This window comes from Streptomyces sp. NBC_01381, assembly GCF_026340305.1.
In the GTDB taxonomy this organism is placed as follows: Bacteria; Actinomycetota; Actinomycetes; order Streptomycetales; family Streptomycetaceae; genus Streptomyces.
In genome coordinates, this window is record NZ_JAPEPI010000001.1 from 479,140 (window position 1) to 494,129 (window position 14,990).

Annotated in this window: 16 protein-coding genes; 2 read left to right on the forward strand and 14 right to left on the reverse strand. The window is 69.1% G+C overall.

Features of this window, described 5'->3' with window-relative positions; translation table 11 throughout:
- Positions 1–152: 152 nt before the first annotated feature.
- Both OG453_RS02335 and OG453_RS02340 read right to left on the reverse strand, forming a co-directional pair.
- Positions 153–401 (reverse strand): DUF397 domain-containing protein, encoded by a 249-nt coding sequence (locus tag OG453_RS02335; RefSeq protein ID WP_266863990.1) that lies wholly within the window; start codon positions 399–401, stop codon positions 153–155.
- Positions 391–1,191 carry a helix-turn-helix transcriptional regulator gene (locus OG453_RS02340; RefSeq protein WP_266863992.1) on the reverse strand — a complete coding sequence of 267 codons (801 nt, stop codon included), beginning with the start codon at positions 1,189–1,191 and terminating at the stop codon, positions 391–393. The genes OG453_RS02335 and OG453_RS02340 overlap by 11 nt, the downstream gene beginning before the upstream one ends.
- A gap of 84 nt (positions 1,192–1,275) precedes the next feature.
- Between OG453_RS02340 and OG453_RS02345 the strand changes: the two genes are divergently transcribed.
- Positions 1,276–1,677 carry a hypothetical protein gene (locus tag OG453_RS02345; RefSeq protein WP_266863994.1) on the forward strand — a complete coding sequence of 134 codons (402 nt, stop codon included), beginning with the start codon at positions 1,276–1,278 and terminating at the stop codon, positions 1,675–1,677.
- Here the strand turns inward: OG453_RS02345 and OG453_RS02350 are convergent.
- From OG453_RS02350 to OG453_RS02380, 7 genes are all read right to left on the reverse strand, one after another.
- Positions 1,667–4,732, reverse strand: a complete 3,066-nt coding sequence (locus OG453_RS02350) for a tetratricopeptide repeat protein (RefSeq protein ID WP_266863996.1) — start codon at positions 4,730–4,732, stop codon at positions 1,667–1,669. The two genes, OG453_RS02345 and OG453_RS02350, sit on opposite strands and share 11 nt — an antisense overlap.
- Positions 4,733–4,765: 33 nt before the next feature.
- On the reverse strand, positions 4,766–5,083 hold the full coding sequence (locus tag OG453_RS02355) for a trypco2 family protein (protein WP_266863998.1): 318 nt from the start codon (positions 5,081–5,083) through the stop codon (positions 4,766–4,768).
- 84 nt (positions 5,084–5,167) lie between these two features.
- Entirely contained in the window at positions 5,168–5,461 is a 294-nt protein-coding gene (locus OG453_RS02360) for a helix-turn-helix domain-containing protein (protein ID WP_266864000.1), read from the reverse strand.
- A gap of 35 nt (positions 5,462–5,496) precedes the next feature.
- On the reverse strand, positions 5,497–5,889 hold the full coding sequence (locus OG453_RS02365; protein WP_266864002.1) for a type II toxin-antitoxin system RelE/ParE family toxin: 393 nt from the start codon (positions 5,887–5,889) through the stop codon (positions 5,497–5,499).
- A 120-nt stretch (positions 5,890–6,009) separates the two neighbouring features.
- On the reverse strand, positions 6,010–6,720 hold the full coding sequence (locus tag OG453_RS02370; RefSeq protein ID WP_266864004.1) for a DUF5063 domain-containing protein: 711 nt from the start codon (positions 6,718–6,720) through the stop codon (positions 6,010–6,012).
- Positions 6,713–7,312, reverse strand: coding sequence for a recombination mediator RecR (gene recR, locus OG453_RS02375; RefSeq protein ID WP_266864006.1), 600 nt, complete (start codon positions 7,310–7,312; stop codon positions 6,713–6,715). The genes OG453_RS02370 and recR overlap by 8 nt, the downstream gene beginning before the upstream one ends.
- A 94-nt stretch (positions 7,313–7,406) precedes the next feature.
- Complete coding sequence (locus tag OG453_RS02380) at positions 7,407–7,748, reverse strand: YbaB/EbfC family nucleoid-associated protein (RefSeq protein ID WP_266869678.1); 342 nt, start codon at positions 7,746–7,748, stop codon at positions 7,407–7,409.
- Positions 7,749–8,044: 296 nt separating this feature from the next.
- On the opposite strand from OG453_RS02380, the gene OG453_RS02385 reads away from it, so the two are divergent.
- Positions 8,045–8,821: an SLATT domain-containing protein gene (locus OG453_RS02385; RefSeq protein ID WP_266864008.1), complete on the forward strand. Its 777-nt coding sequence runs from the start codon at positions 8,045–8,047 to the stop codon at positions 8,819–8,821.
- A 93-nt stretch (positions 8,822–8,914) separates the two neighbouring features.
- Here OG453_RS02385 and OG453_RS02390 read toward each other — a convergent pair whose 3' ends face one another.
- From OG453_RS02390 to OG453_RS02410, 5 genes are all read right to left on the reverse strand, one after another.
- Positions 8,915–9,565 carry a hypothetical protein gene (locus tag OG453_RS02390; RefSeq protein WP_266864010.1) on the reverse strand — a complete coding sequence of 217 codons (651 nt, stop codon included), beginning with the start codon at positions 9,563–9,565 and terminating at the stop codon, positions 8,915–8,917.
- Positions 9,566–9,668: 103 nt separating this feature from the next.
- Positions 9,669–12,125 (reverse strand): dolichyl-phosphate beta-glucosyltransferase, encoded by a 2,457-nt coding sequence (locus OG453_RS02395; RefSeq protein WP_266864012.1) that lies wholly within the window; start codon positions 12,123–12,125, stop codon positions 9,669–9,671.
- Positions 12,122–12,823 (reverse strand): GntR family transcriptional regulator, encoded by a 702-nt coding sequence (locus OG453_RS02400; RefSeq protein ID WP_266864014.1) that lies wholly within the window; start codon positions 12,821–12,823, stop codon positions 12,122–12,124. The genes OG453_RS02395 and OG453_RS02400 overlap by 4 nt, the downstream gene beginning before the upstream one ends.
- Positions 12,824–12,965: 142 nt before the next feature.
- Entirely contained in the window at positions 12,966–14,327 is a 1,362-nt protein-coding gene (locus OG453_RS02405) for an aspartate aminotransferase family protein (RefSeq protein ID WP_266864016.1), read from the reverse strand.
- Positions 14,328–14,445: 118 nt separating this feature from the next.
- Positions 14,446–14,931, reverse strand: coding sequence for a hypothetical protein (locus OG453_RS02410; protein WP_266864018.1), 486 nt, complete (start codon positions 14,929–14,931; stop codon positions 14,446–14,448).
- Positions 14,932–14,990: the final 59 nt, after the last annotated feature.

The following is a 14,990-nucleotide window of genomic DNA, read 5'->3' on the forward strand; positions in this document are numbered from 1 at the left end:
GTTCTGGCGCAAGCTGATCACGGAACGTCACTCTTGAGGGTGACGGAGGGCTCAACTCCGTTATCGGGTTGGTTAGTTGGTTGATTTAGAACCCAACCAAACCAACCAAAACCAAGGGAGGAGCTTGGGGCTCGGAGCCCGAAGCCCGGGGCTCAAGCTCCGGGCTGAACTGCGGAGATGAAGGCTTTCCAGGCAGGGGCGGGGATTGTGAGTTCCGGGCTCTCGGGGAGCTTGGAGTCGCGGATGTGGACGGTGGTGGGGGTGCAGGTGGCCATCTCTACGCAAGCGCCGCCTTCGCCATCGCTGTACGTCGACTTGCGCCAGTCCAGGGCTGCTTCGAGGCAGGCGCCCCCCTCAGGGTCGCTGTAACTGGACTTGAACCACTTCAGCTCATCGCTCACAGGTCTCCACCATCCGCTCGATGAAGCGTGCCGACTCGTCAGGATCGAGAGCCATGCTGCGGATCAGGCTAAGCCGTTCTGTCTGAGCGGTCATTACCTCCGGGTCGGCGGTCAGCTGACTCGTCGACGGTGCCTCCGTATACGCGAGACGTTCATGGTCCCGCGTCTCCAACAGAATCATCTCGCCATGAAGGGCAGCGGTCATCGCCCGGCTGAACGGCAGCACCTGGATCGATACGTTGTGACGCCGACCGACCTCCAAGAGGTGCAGCAATTGGTCCTTGGCGACGTACGGAGCGACCAGCGCCGCCTCGTACACGACATAGCTGCACGCCACGAGCGGCTTGCGAGTATGGATCTCCTGTCGCTCCAGCCGCGCCGCAACCCGTTCCTCGATGGTCTCTTCATCAAGGGGCGGAACGTGGTTACCGATCAGCCTCCGTGCGAACGACTCGGTCTGCAACGGCCCTGGGATCAGCAACGGTTCGTACCACCACACGGTGATCGCCTGCTGCTCGTACAGCATGAAGTCCTGTGCCCTCGCGGGATATGGCTCCCGCTTCACGTAATCCTTCGCCGCGCTGAGCAGGCCCTCCGCGTGGAACAACTCGTCGGCCGCGTCCAGCGCCCTGGGCGTAGGCATTCGCACACCCTGCTCCATGGCCTTGATGGTGTCCGGAGAGTAGTTACAGGCAGCGCCCAACTCCTCGCGCGTACCGCCCGCCTTGAGTCGCCACCGCTTCATTTGATTCCCGCCGTAACGCCACGTCGGGTTGTACTCAACGGACACAGCGGCCCCCTCCGACGGATACACCTACGCGTGTATCCCCTCAGTCACTACCGAGCGTAGCCCCGCGCCCCGCACCGTGTGACCATGACGAACGCAATTCACTGGCCCGAGTGGGTGCCTTTGGCGGGGCACCAACTCCGCGTGTCCGGCGTCCACTTCGACGCACTGCGCATCCAGGGCGTACGAGGAGAACAGGTCGCCGCGCGGCTGATCGCGGAGACGGAGGGTGACGCCGGCCCCGTCATCTGCGAGGCAACCGGCTTCCGGTGGATGTACTTCCTGGTGGCACCGGGGTCGGCGAAGGAGCACCGGTGGCCCCTGGGCGTGCAGCGTTTCGGGACGCCGCGCACGGTGACGTACATCGGGATTCCGGCGCTGGAGGGCAATACGTGGCCGCTGACCTGGCACTCGGAGCCGACGGTTACGGCGCCGTATGTGGAGGCGGGGCGGCTGCTGGGGGCGCTGAGCGGCCTGGTCAGTCAGTAGCCGGCGAGGCTTCCGATCGGGTGGTGGCCAAGTTCTCGCGCACGATCTTCGTCGTCGGGTGGTCCTGGCCTAGTACTCGGACACAATCGGCCAACGTCTGCTCGTGCAACGGGATCGCACGCCCCACATCACCCGCCACCTGGTACGCGTAGGCCAGGTTGTTCCGCGACCTCAGCGTGTCCGGATGATCCACACCCAACACCCGCAGCCGATCAGCCAACGTCTGCTCGTGCAACGAGATCGCACGCCCCACATCACCCGCCGACCTATACGCATAGGCAAGGTTGCTCCTCGACTTCAGCGTGTCCGGATGATCCACACCCAACACCCGCAGGCAATCGGCCAACGTCTGCTCGTACAACGGGATCGCACGCCCCACATCACCCGCCGACTCATACGCATAGGCAAGGTTGTTCCTCGACGTCAGCGTGTCCGGATGATCCGCACCCAACACCCGCAGGCAATCGGCCAACGTCTGCTCGTACAACGGGATCGCACGCCCCACATCACCCGCCGACTCATACGCGCCAGCCAGGTTGCTCCTCGACGTCAGCGTGTCCGGATGATCCGCACCCAACACCCGCAGCCGATCAGCCAACGTCTGCTCGAGCAACGAGATCGCACGCCCCACATCACCCGCCGACTCATACGCATAGGCAAGGTTGTTCCTCGACGTCAGCGTGTCCGGGTGATCCGCACCCAACACCCGCAGCCGATCAGCCAACGTCTGCTCGTGCAACGGGATCGCACGCCCCACGTCACCCGCCGACTCATACGCGCCAGCCAGGTTGCTCCTCGACGTCAGCATGTCCGGGTGATCCGCACCCAACACCCGCAGGCAATCGGCCAACGTCTGCTCGTGCAACGGGATCGCACGCCCCACATCACCCGCCGACTCATACGCGCCAGCCAGGTTGTTCCTCGACGTCAGCGTGTCCGGGTGATCCGCACCCAACACCCGCAGCCGATCGGCCAACGTCTGCTCGTACAACGGGATCGCACGCCCCACGTCACCCGCCGACTCATACGCGCCAGCCAGGTTGTTCCTCGACGTCAGTGTGTCCGGGTGATCCGCACCCAACACCCGAGTAGCTGCTTCCAGAGCTCGGTGGAAGAACTCAGTGGCCTTGCGGACCTCGCCTTGCCCCTCGAGATACGTCGCAACCTCATTGAGGACTCGGTGAGTGTCCGCCGTGTCCTCAGCAGGCCTCCAGGCCTTGAGCAGAGCCTCCGCGTGCGGCAGGAGATTCCTCCACGTCGGCCATCCCTTCACGTTGGCCAGGGGATCACTCGGGAGCGCGTCGCTCATCCGAACCGTGGCTCGGTCACGGGCTGCGGTGATGAGGGCCTCGGTGCGGTACGGGTCGTCTTCCGATGGGGTGCGGGCCACCGTCTGGACGAGGCGATGGACGCCGATTGTCGTCCGGGTGAGCGTGATCATGTTGTATTCGGCCAGCAGTGCCAGGATTCGTGCGACGTCTACGGGATTGTCGGTGAGCGAGGCGAACAGGTCTCGGGGGATTTCTGTGGGGGCGTACCAGGCCGCGATGCGCAGGAGGTCCACCGCGCGGGGGTCACGTTCGTGTAGTGCGTCCAGGGTGATCCGCCAGACCCGCGCCACGGTCCGTGCGGGGTCCGAGCCCTCCGGGGCCGCGTCGGTGGCCTTTTCCGGGTGGTCCCGCAGCATGTTCAGGTACGCACCGACGGTGATCTCGGACTGCGCGATGAAGGCTCCCGCCTGCTCCAGGGCGAGGGGCAAGTGGCCCAGCACCTCGGCCAAGGTCCGGGCATCGTCCTCGTCGCCCCCGCTCGTCAGGCGCGTGAGCAGGTCCAGCGAGGACTCGGCGTCCAACACCTGGAGTGCGATCGGCTCGCCGACCCAACCTCCTCTGCACCGGCTGGTGATCAACTGGCGTCCAGAATCGCGGAGTTGCCCCGTGAACTCCCGGACGTCCTGCGGTTTCACCACGTTGTCGAACACCAGCAGCCACCCCGGATGAGTCTGCAGCCACCCAATCGCCCACGAGACGGCCTGCGCGGTGGCCATGGGAGCGAGGTCTCCCCGGAGTCGGGCGGCGAGCGCGGCCAAGCCCGCGTCTATGAGCTCCGGCGTATCCGCCCGGATCCACCACACCAGGCGGTACTCCCCCACGTGATCGTGGGCATAGTGCCACGCCAGAGTCGTCTTCCCGACGCCGCCGAGCCCATGGAGGGTCTGCGTGATCGTCTGGGAGTCCTCTGCGAGGGCGCGGTCCAGCTCGGACAGGACTTCCTCACGGCCGACGAAGATCCGCGACGGCAGGTCCGGGAGGTTGTGCAGGCCGGGCGGGGCTTCGATGTCGTAGGCCGTACGCGGTGGCTCAGCAGGCGTCGCCGCCGTGACGTCCTCCAGGACCAAGTCGCCACCCGCCGCCTTCACCGCCATCGCGAAGCCCGGCCGCGCCGCCAGCGTCGCCACGGCCACCGCCGTGAGCTGATCCGCCTCGTAATCTCGAGCCCGGTCGGTCGTGACCACCCCGACCAGCCGCCCCCGTGCGAACAGCGCAGCCCCCGACGCCCCCGCCCACCGCGACTTCTCGTCCGGCTTGCTCGGTGCGGCGACCCCATCGACGTACGCCGTGATCAGGCCGCCCGACTTCAGGCCGGTCAGGGTCTCGACGTGGCCTCGGATCTCCTTCGTGTCCCGGGTCCGGTCGCGTATCTCCGAACGAGGGAAACCGACTGCCAGGCAAGAGAGTTGGGACTCGCCGGCCTGCGGCTCGATGCGGCCCCACCGCACCGGGGCCGAAGCATCGCCCGGCGGTGTCCAGTCAGGCCCCGTGATGCGGATCAGCGCCGCGTCCGCCTGCGGCTCCCGCTCCAAGTCCGGCTCCTGGCCCTGCTCCGGCCACAGCACTTCCGCAGCGGACCAGCGCGTACGACCCTCCGGATCGAGCCGGCGGACCTCCAACTCCCGTGCCCCGCCCGCCACATTGTGAAGCGCCGTCAGAACCAGCCGGTCCGCAACCAGATAACCGCTGCCCGCCCGCTTGCCCGACGGGCTCCAGATCTCCATGACCCGTCGTACGTCCATGGGGTGACCGCCGCCCTACTCGGGGCGCTCATCAGCCGACTCGTCGCCGACCCGCGCGTCCTCCGCCGTCTCCGGGTCCACCGGCTGGAGGGTGAGCTTGACTCTGCTCACCGTCCCCTTGGCCCTCGCCGCCTTCGCCTCCGCGCTGAACGGCAGCACGAACACCTTCGCCCGCGCCTCGCCGTCCACGCGTACGTCTACGGAGAACTCCAACTCCACCGGACCGGTGCGGAATTGGACTCCCTGCCCCCGGCCCTCGTCGGCTGCCCGCTGCAGCTCCCCGCGGATCGCGCCGATCGCCTCGGCAAGCCCTGCCCACGCCTCGTCCGCCATGGCCCCCGCCCCCTAGCGCAGTTACGTATCAAGCGTATCGCCGTAGTGCGCAACTGGGCGCCGTTCAGGGCCATTTCGCCCCAGTCAGGCGGCTCCGACGATCCGATCGCCGTACTCGATGGACACCGTGATCTTGGCGCCCAGCGCCGCCGCATAAGTACGCATGGTCTCCAAGTTATGGATCTCGCCCCGCTCGATCTGCGACACCCTCGCCTGAGAAATACCGACCGAACCGGCAACCTGCGCCTGCGTCAGCCCTTGCTCCTCGCGGATTTCCCGCAGATGGTGCCCCAGCACGTACGCCTCAGTCGCAGCACGCGCCGCCTGCTTGCGCTGCTCCCATGCGGCATCGGACACCTCGGGCTGGCTTTCGCGCATCCGACGCTTGACCTCTGTCCAGCTACTGCGCCGACTCATCGGGCGCCTCCGTCTTCTGCAGTCCCATCCGCATCCACACCGGCCAGATACTCGTCGTAGCGCGCCTCAGCCGCCGGGACCGAATCGCGGTACCAGTCGCTCCAACGACCAGCCTTGTCTCCGGCTACCAACAGAATCGCCTGCCGCTTGGGATCGAAGACGAACAGGATGCGGACCTCGCTGCGGCCGGCGCTTCCCGGCCGCAGCTCCTTGAGGTTATGGGTCCGGCATCCGTAGAGCCTGTCGACAAGCGGTCGGCCCAGCGCGGGCCCGTTCTCCGCCAACATGTCGACCGCTGCCTCAACGAGGTCCGCAGTCACCGGATCCTCCTCTGTCAGCTTGAGCAGCCACAGCTCCACCGACGGGTGGAGGTTGATCTCCCAGTTCATGCTCTGCATCTCAGCGTACGACGCAAGCGGGTAAAAGGAAATCCTTATACGCCCAGCCCAACGAGTGAACGCCGACCGCGAGTCAGGGGCCCCAGAGCTTCGCGCCCCGGGACTCGGCGGCTACTGGATCGAGCGCAGGCCCAGTGGCCCCGCAAGCTCCTCCGCCATGACCTTGCCCGCCGCCTCCGCCAACGCGTCCTCTGCCAGGTCCTCGTCCGTGTCCAGGCCGTTCAGGTCCTCGAGCGGCTGGTTCAGCCTCACGTGTGCCACCAGGGACTGGAGGGCCCGGAGGGCGGCCGAGGCCGTTGAGCCCCAGTTGGAGAAGTACGAGAACTGCCACCACCAGAGGGCCTCGGTCGTGCGGCCCGCGCGGTAGTGCGCCAGGCCGTGCGAGAGGTCCGCGACCACGTCCGCCAAGTCGTCCGAGATGCGGGCCGCGACCGGGGCCTTGCGGGGCTCGTAGGGGTCGAAGACCTCCGAGTAGACGTCTACCGGCTCCAAGAGGAGCGCCAGGCGTTCGCGGATGTCGTCCACGTCGCGCTCCGGGCCGAGGTCCGGCTCGTAGCGCTCCTCGGGGACGATGTCCTCGTGCGCGCCCAGGCGGCCGCCGGCCAGGAGGAGTTGGGAGACCTCCAGGAGGAGGAAGGGGACCGCCGAGTCCGGCTCGTCGCCCTTGGCCACCTCCGTCACCGCCACGATGAAGCTCTCGATCTGGTCCGAGATCTGCACCGCGAAGGAGTCCGGGTCCTGGGACGTGGAGTGGATCAGCTTCGCTCCGGCGTCGGCTCCGGCGTCGGACTGCTGCGTCTGCGACTTCTGCTGCTTAGACATCTAGGAGTCGTCTCCCCTCGAAAGCGCGGCCCAGAGTGACCTCGTCCGCGTATTCCAGATCTCCCCCGACAGGGAGCCCGCTGGCCAGGCGGGTGACCTTCAGGCCCATGGGCTTGATCATGCGCGCGAGGTACGTCGCCGTGGCCTCGCCCTCCAGGTTCGGGTCCGTGGCCAGGATGAGTTCCGTGACCGTGCCATCCGCGAGCCTGGACAGGAGTTCTCGTATGCGCAGGTCGTCCGGGCCCACTCCCTCGATCGGGCTGATCGCGCCGCCCAGGACGTGGTACTTCCCGCGGAATTCGCGGGTGCGCTCGATCGCTACGACGTCCTTGGGCTCCTCCACCACGCAGATGACCGACAGGTCGCGGCGGGGGTCCCTGCAGATGTTGCAGAGTTCCTCCTGCGCCACGTTTCCGCACGTTGCGCAGAAGCGGACCTTGTCCTTCACCTCAAGGAGGGCGTGCGCGAGACGGCGTACGTCCGTCGGCTCCGTCTGCAGGATGTGGAAGGCGATCCGCTGCGCGCTCTTGGGACCGACGCCGGGCAGCCTGCCCAACTCGTCGATGAGGTCCTGGACCACGCCTTCGTACACGGGACGCCTTTCCTTCTATCCGTCTGTCTAGCTGTCTAGCTGTCTGTTTCTAGGGTCTGGCTCTGATACGTACCGTAGTTGGCCGGGGGGTTTCTTAGAAGGGAAGGCCCGGGATGCCGCCGCCTCCCAGGCCCTGCGCGAGCGGGCCCAGCTTCTCCTGCTGGAGCGCCTGCGCGTTCTCGTTCGCCGCCTGGACCGCCGCGACGATCAGGTCGGCGAGGGTCTCCGTGTCCTCCGGGTCGACCGCCTTGGGGTCGATGACGAGGCCGCGCAGCTCGCCCGAGCCGTTGACCGTCGCCTTGACGAGACCGCCGCCCGCCTGGCCCTCGACCTCCGTGCGAGCGAGCTCCTCCTGCGCGGCCGCGAGGTCCTGCTGCATCTTCTGGGCCTGCTGGAGCAGCTGCTGCATGTTGGGCTGGCCACCACCGGGGATCACGATCAGCTCCTGTCTGTGACGGTTCATGACGGTTTGTATGGCGGGGTTTCCACCTGTAATGAGCCTACGTGGTCAGGGGTGCCCTCGCCCCAGCACTCTTTCGAGTGAGATCAGCGGTCCTCCTATACCTGATCAAGCACCTCTTCCGGGCGGAAATACCGTGAAAACGGGCTCATGGCCACCCATTGGGCGGTAGGACTGAGGGCTGCGCATCAGCACCAGGTGTCACAGGGCGCTTACCGTACGGAACCGCCGCAGGGAACAGTCAGGGATCTCGTAGAGGTAGAGGGAGTGCCGTGAGCCAGCCGGATATGCAGCCCGAGGGGGTGCCCCATGACGGGCACGGGCAGGGTGCCGGGGCAGGGGCGCGGGAGAGCGCCCGGGGCGGCACCGAGGGCTCCCGGGCCGGGGATCTGACGGGGCGGAGCTTCCCGCTCGGCGACTGGGGCGAGCCGGCCGAGCGGCTCGACGAGCTGTACCGGTGGGTGGAGCGGGGGGCGCTCAACACGGCGGCCTGGTATCTGTCCGACCGCGCGTGGAAGCGGCGCGGGGCGCAGTTCTCGCGCGTGGGCGCGGCGCTGGGGGGCGTGGGGGCGGGGGTGTTTCCGCTGCTCGATCTGGCGGGGGCGGCGGGGGATGTCGCCGCGTGGGGGTTTGTCTCGCTGCTGGCGGGGGTCGCGTGCGTGGGGTGCGACCGGTTCTTTGGTCTGACGTCTGGGTGGATGCGGGATGTGGCCACGGCTCAGGCGGTGCAGCGGCGGCTGCAGGTGCTGCAGTTCGACTGGGCTTCGGAGAGTGTGCGGGAGGTTCTCGGGCCCACGGAGGGGACGGCGAGCGAGGCGGCCGAGCGGTGCCTGGGGGTCCTTCGGCGGTTCTCGGAGGACGTGACGGAGATGGTGCGGGCCGAGACGGCGGACTGGATGGTGGAGTTTCGGTCCGGGCCCGCGCCGCTTGCCATGCAGGCGTTGGTCCCCGCCTCCCGGGGGGAGGCGGGGCCTGCCCCTGCGCGGGCCGCGTTGCCGCCGGGGGCGCGGCCGAACATGCCTCGGCAGCGGCCGCCGGAGCCTCGGTGAGGACGTGGGCTCCGGCTGGCTGGTGCAGTGAGGGACCTGCCGGCCGGTGGGGGCTTGTCGCGCAGTTCCCCGCGCCCCTTCGGGGCGCGGCCCTCAGCTGTAGATGATCATTGAGCCCTGCGCGAGACTCCTCGTCGTCGCCGCATGCAACCCCAGCCACACATGCCGCTCCCTCGCGAAGGGACTGTCGTCGTGCGGGGCAGGTGCCGCCGGCTCCTCCAGGGACGTGGGGGCCTGTGGCGGCGTCGGTGGGCCCGGTGGGTTCGCGGGGTCTATGCCGATCGACGGGGCCACGAACTCCAGTTCCCGCAGCAGCGCCTGCGCCGAGCCCAACGGCCCGCCGCCCGAGAGCAGTTCGTCGTTCGAGAGGGGCGCAGGGAAGTCCACGGGGACGTACGCACCCGCGTGGTCGTAATGCCAGACCAGATGCGACTGCTGGGCCGTCGCGTCGAACATCTCCAGCAACTGCTCGTAGTCCCCGCCCAGTTCGTCCACCGGCGTCACCTCCAGGCCGCACACCTGGAGCAGGTACGCCCGCCGCAGGAAATGCAGCGCGTCGTAGTCGAAGCCCGCGACCGGGGCGACATCCCCCGACAGGCCCGGCATGTACGAGAAGACGGGGACGGGCGGAAGGCCCGCGTCGGTCAGCGCCTTGTCGTACGCCGCGATCTCCTCCGCGAAGGGGTTGTCGGGGCTGTGACACAGCACGTCGACGAGCGGGACCAGCCACAGGTCACAGGCCAAGGGTGCTCCTCAAATCGGTTGGCTCATATCGGCTGCTATGTCGGACGTCGGACCTTCCCGGACCTTCCCCGCGCTCAGGCAGCGTAGTCGCGGCGCGAGCCACCTAGCTGCCCTTGTGCAGATCCCAGATCCACACGCCGTCTACCCACTTTGCGGGGCGGTCAAGGAGTTCCTCGACCGTCACGCGAAGTTCCGCGTCATGCGCCTGCGGGGCGAGGACCAGCACGCCCGCCTTCCAGTACGCCAGGTCGGCGCGGGCGGCGGCGCGCCACTCCTTGGTGATCTGCGGGGCGCGGCCCGCCGAGCGGACGTCCCGCAGGAGGTTCGACGTGTTGCGGGGCGACGCCCCGTAGATGCCCACGCGGTCCGGGCCCCACGGCCCGTTGAAGTAGCCGCCGGGGAGGCGGAAGCCCAGGTCGGCGGCCGTCTGCCAGTGCAGTGCCTCCGCGTTCGCGGGGTCCGGGAGCGGCACCGGCACGAGGGATTCGCCCTCCCCCACGTACCGCTTCCAGGTCCCGTCGGCGATGAACGCCGGCACCTCGGCACGCTCCACCGCCCGCAGCGGCATCGGCACGATCGGCAGCAGGGCCAGCGCGACGGCGGTGACACCGGCGTAATGAAAAGCCGAGCGCGGGGCCGTGAGCAGGCGGGCGAGCGCGAGTGCCACCAGCATGCCGAGCGCCGGGGCGCACACCATCGCCACCCGCGATTCGATGACCGACTCGAAGAGGGGGAGATGGGCGAGGGGCCGCCACGGGCCCGGCAGCACCACGTCCGTCCACGGGATGCGGAACTTCGGGCCCAGCGACAGGAACGCCGCCGCGAGCGCCGTGAACGCCAGCGCCTTCACCACCGCCCGCTCCCAGAGACGTACGACGATCGCGAAGGCCAGCGCCACCAGGGGCCAGCCGTAGAACGCGTTCTGCTCGGTGGGGTTCAGGGAGAGCCCGGCGGCGGTCTGCCCGTCGCCCGCGAGCGAGCGTTCGGCGAAGGAGAGCAGGGCGAGGGGGCTGTTGCCCGCGTTGTCGCCGTGCAGCACGCTCGTATAGCTCTGCGGGCCGAAGAACTGCCAGTACAGGGGGAACGCGACGAGGGGGAGCGTGACGGCCAGCGCAATCCCAAGACCCCGGGCGAGGGGCCCGAAGGCCGCCCTCGCCACGTCCCTGCGCACCACCCCGTACGCGGCCGCGAACAGCAGCATGCCCAGCGCGGCGAGCAGCAGCGGTTCCTCGCCGAGGAAGATCTGGTACGTCGTGAAGAGGCCGAGCACGATCCCGTCGCGTACGACACGTGTGCCGTCGCCCTCGCAGAGCCGCAGCGCCCTGTCGATGATCAGCGGGATCATGAACAGGACCATGAAGTTCGGGTGCGCGTGCGCGTGGCTGATCATCGGCGGCGCGAAGGCGGCGAGCGCCGCGCCGACGGCCGCCGCGCCCCGGTGGCGTACGAGACGCCTGACGATCAGCCAGTACCAGGTGACCGCGGTCGCGGCGAGGCCCAGCGTCATCGCCGCGTTCAGGGCGACCGCCGGGCCGAAGAGCCAGGTCACGGGGGCGAAGGGGACGGAGAGGCCGAGCATGACCGTGTTGGCCATGAGGTTCACGCCGTCGGGGAAGTTCTGGAGGGTCGTGAAGAGGGGGTTCTGGAGGTGGCGGACGTTTTCCGCCGTCACCGCGAAGAACCACTCCCACTGGTTCTGGTCCTGGAGCGAGTCGGGGAGATAGCGGTCGCCCGGTGCGATCCAGCGGCCCGAGTAGAGGGTGACCGACAGGACCAGGAAGAGGGCCGCGACGAGGACGTCCGTGCGGCGCAGGGTGCGGGCCTTCAGCGAGGTCAGTTCGGCGAGGACCTTCACGTAGTCGAACGGGCGGACCTTCGAACCCTCCTGGTGCGCCCAGCGCACCGGCACCTCGGCGATCGGCAGGCCGGCGCGGCGCAGGTGCTGGAGTATCTCGACGTCGATGCCCCAGCCGCACAGCCGGGACGCGGCGAAGGCCTCGCGGGCGTGGTCGCCGTCGAAGAGCTTGAATCCGCACTGGGTGTCGCGGATTCCGGGGACGGCGACCGTACGTATGAGGAAGTTGCCGCCGCGTCCGAGCAGCTCGCGCAGGCGGTGCTGGCGGGCCTCGATCGTCGCGCCCGCGCCGACGCGGGAGCCGACCGCGGCCGCGTGGCCGTCGGTGAGCGCCTTGTCGAGGCGCTCCAGCTCCTCGATGGGCGTCGCCAGATCGGCGTCGGTGACCAGGACGCGGGCGCCGCGCGACGCGAGGACGCCGAGGCGCAGGGCGTGGCCCTTGCCGCGGTTGCGGTCGGAGCGGATGAGGTGGACGCGGGGGTCGTCGAGCTCCGCGTCGACGGCGATCTCGGCGGTGCGGTCGGTGGAGCCGTCGTCGACGACGATCAGCTCCCAGCGGCCGCCTTTGCCCTCAGGACCGGCCTCGTCCAGGTACGTCTCGTCCAGGTACGTCCCGTCCAGGAACGCGCGGATCGCGGCCAGCGTGGGGCCCAGCCGGCGCTCCTCGTTGTACGCGGGGACGACGACGGTCAGGTCCACGCTCATGCAGTGGCCGCCAGCCGCTCGATGAGGTCGAGGGAGTGGGCGTTGTACTCCGCGACGATTCTGTGCGCCGCCTGCGGGTCGCGGCGCGCGAGGGCGTCGACGAGGTCGGTGTGCCGGGCCCACAGGGTGCCCCGCAGGTCGCCGTCGCCGCGTTCGACGGCGCGGCGCAGGTAGGTGACGGCGCAGACCCAGGACTGGACGCGCAGGCGGTGCAGGAAGTCCGAGAGGTAGGGGTTGCCGAAGAGGGCGCTGAGCTCGCGCCAGAAGCGCAGGTCGTAGCCGATGAGTACGTTCAGGTCGCCGGCGCAGGCCGCGCGGGCGGCCTCCTCGCCACGACGGCGTACGGAGACGAGGCCCGCGGCGGCGTCGGTGTGCGCCGCCGCGTTGGTCATGAGGTCGCGGAAGATGCCGTCGGAGACGAGGCTGCGGGCCTCCAGCATGCCGCGGTAGTCCGCGAGGGAGTGCTCGTGGACGCGGTAGCCGCGGTGCTGGTCGGCGTCGAGGAGGCCCTGCGCGGCGAGGTTCACCAGGGCCTCGCGGACGGGGGTCGCGGAGACGCCGTACTGATCGGCGATCTCCTTGACCGTGAACTCCTGGCCGGGCTCCAGACGGCCGCCGAGGATCTCGTCGCGCAGCGCGTCGGCGATCTGCTGGCGCAGAGTGCTGCGGATGACGGCGGGGCCGTCGGGTGCGGGCATGCTGGTGGGCCTCCCCCGCCGCGTTCTGGTCGTGAACGGGTTGTCGTCCGTGGTCGTCTTCGCTTACGAGCACGTCAGACTACGCGGTCGGGGTTCCCGGAGCCGGGCACCTCGTTTGTCGGCACCCGGCGGTACTCAGGGGTTACACCGTGTGTTCGTCCGCCACCGTCAGCGCCGCGTCCAAGGCCGCGATGCCCTCCTTCGCCTCCGTCTCCGTGATGTTGCACGGCGGGACGACGTGGGTGCGGTTCATGTTGATGAAGGGCCACAGGCCCTGCTTCTTCGCGGCCGCGCCGAACGCCGCCATGGGGGCGTTCGCCTCGCCACTGGCGTTGTACGGGACCAGCGGCTCGCGGGTCGTCTTGTCCTTGACCAGCTCCAGGGCCCAGAACATGCCGAGGCCACGCACCTCGCCGACGCTCGGGTGCCGCTCGGCGAGGTCCGCGAGGGCCGGAGCGATGACCTCCGTACCGACGCGGGCCGCGTTCTCGACGACGCCCTCGTCCTCCATGACGTTGATCGTCGCGACGGCGGCGGCGCAGGCGAGCGGGTGCCCGGAGTACGTGAGGCCGCCCGGGTAGGGCCTGCGCGCGAAGGTCTCGGCGATGGCGGCGGAGATGGCGACGCCGCCGAGCGGGACGTAACCGGAGTTCACGCCCTTGGCGAAGGTGAGGAGATCGGGCACGATGCCGCCGTCGAAGTGCTCGGCGGCGAACCACTTGCCCGTACGCCCGAAGCCCGCCATGACCTCGTCCAGGATGAAGACGATGCCGTACCGGTCGCAGATCTCGCGTACGCCCTTGAGGTAGCCCGGCGGCGGGATCATGATGCCCGCGGTGCCCGGGACGGTCTCGAGGATGATCGCCGCGATGGACTGCGGGCCCTCGAAGGCGATCGTGTCCTCCAGGTGCTGGAGGGCCCGCTCGCACTCCTGCCGCTCGTTCTCCGCGTGGAACGGGCTGCGGTACAGGAACGGCGCCCAGAAGTGGACGACGCCCGCCGTGCCGTTGTCGGAGGGCCAGCGGCGGGGGTCGCCGGTGAGGTTGATCGCGGCGGAGGTGGCGCCGTGGTACGAGCGGTAGGCGGAGAGCACCTTGTGGCGGCCGGTGTGGAGACGCGCCATGCGGGTCGCGTTCTCCACGGCCTCGGCGCCGCCGTTGGTGAAGAAGATCTTGTCGAGGTCGCCCGGGGTCCGCTCGGCGATGAGGCGTGCGGCCTCGGAGCGGGCCTCGACGGCGAAGGCGGGGGCGAACGTCGTCATCGTCGCCGCCTGCTCCTGGATCGCGGCGACGACCTTCGGGTGCTGGTACCCGATGTTCGTGAAGACGAGGCCGCTGGTGAAGTCGAGGTAGCGGTTTCCGTCGTAGTCCCAGAAGTACGAGCCCTCGGCGCCGGCTACGGCGAGGGGGTCGATCAGCTCCTGTGCGGACCAGGAGTGGAACACGTGCGCGCGGTCCGCGGCCTTGACGGCGGCGCCGACCTGGGGATTCGGCTGAGGGGTCATGTGGGCGAGGGTAAATGTCCACGATGCGGATAGGACATGGGCGTCCTGTTTCGCGGGGGCGGGGGTTCTTGGACAGTGTGTCGGGGTGACGGAGGGCCGGGGGTCTGGAGCACACCCCTCAGTCGTCCGCGTCCCCCACCACCCGCGCCCGCGGCTCCCCCTCCGCCCCGCACCGGATCTCGTACGCGAGATCGTCCCGCTCGTCGTCGTCACTCGGCTCCGCCTCCAGGCGGGCCACCGCGCCGGGTCCACGCTCGACGTCGTCGTCGATGTGGAAGCCGTCCGCCGGGCTCCAGGAGACGAGGTACACCGTCCCGTCCCGACGGCACTCGGCGGTCGCCGTGCCGCCGGTGAAGCGGACCGTGGAACGTTCGGTGGGCGTCGGCTCGGCTGACGAAGGGGAGGTGGATGGAGATGACGCGGGTGGTGACGGGGTCGATGACGTCGCTGTCAGCGCCCTGCGCACCGCCGCCTCGTCCAGCGGACGGCTGTGCGCCGCCCCGCCCCCGTCCGAACTCGCCAACTGCCAGGCGCCGAGCGCCCCCGCGGCCGTCCCCACCGCCACCCACGCGGCCGTCACCGCCGCGCTCCGCCACTTCCTCATACGGCAACTCTGGCGCACAGTTTCCTAACGCCCGGTTAAGGGCCGCCCAAAGCCCCTGA

Excerpts from the sequence above, each read along its gene's own strand:
- OG453_RS02345 (WP_266863994.1), top strand. The coding sequence starts at position 1,276 with ATGACGAACGCAATTCACTGGCCCGAGTGGGTGCCTTTGGCGGGGCAC.
- OG453_RS02350 (WP_266863996.1), bottom strand. The coding sequence starts at position 4,732 with ATGGAGATCTGGAGCCCGTCGGGCAAGCGGGCGGGCAGCGGTTATCTG.
- OG453_RS02355 (WP_266863998.1), bottom strand. The coding sequence starts at position 5,083 with ATGGCGGACGAGGCGTGGGCAGGGCTTGCCGAGGCGATCGGCGCGATC.
- OG453_RS02360 (WP_266864000.1), bottom strand. The coding sequence starts at position 5,461 with ATGCGCGAAAGCCAGCCCGAGGTGTCCGATGCCGCATGGGAGCAGCGC.
- OG453_RS02365 (WP_266864002.1), bottom strand. The coding sequence starts at position 5,889 with ATGAACTGGGAGATCAACCTCCACCCGTCGGTGGAGCTGTGGCTGCTC.
- OG453_RS02370 (WP_266864004.1), bottom strand. The coding sequence starts at position 6,720 with ATGTCTAAGCAGCAGAAGTCGCAGACGCAGCAGTCCGACGCCGGAGCC.
- OG453_RS02395 (WP_266864012.1), bottom strand. The coding sequence starts at position 12,125 with ATGAGCGTGGACCTGACCGTCGTCGTCCCCGCGTACAACGAGGAGCGC.
- OG453_RS02400 (WP_266864014.1), bottom strand. The coding sequence starts at position 12,823 with ATGCCCGCACCCGACGGCCCCGCCGTCATCCGCAGCACTCTGCGCCAG.
- OG453_RS02405 (WP_266864016.1), bottom strand. The coding sequence starts at position 14,327 with ATGACCCCTCAGCCGAATCCCCAGGTCGGCGCCGCCGTCAAGGCCGCG.
- OG453_RS02410 (WP_266864018.1), bottom strand. The coding sequence starts at position 14,931 with ATGAGGAAGTGGCGGAGCGCGGCGGTGACGGCCGCGTGGGTGGCGGTG.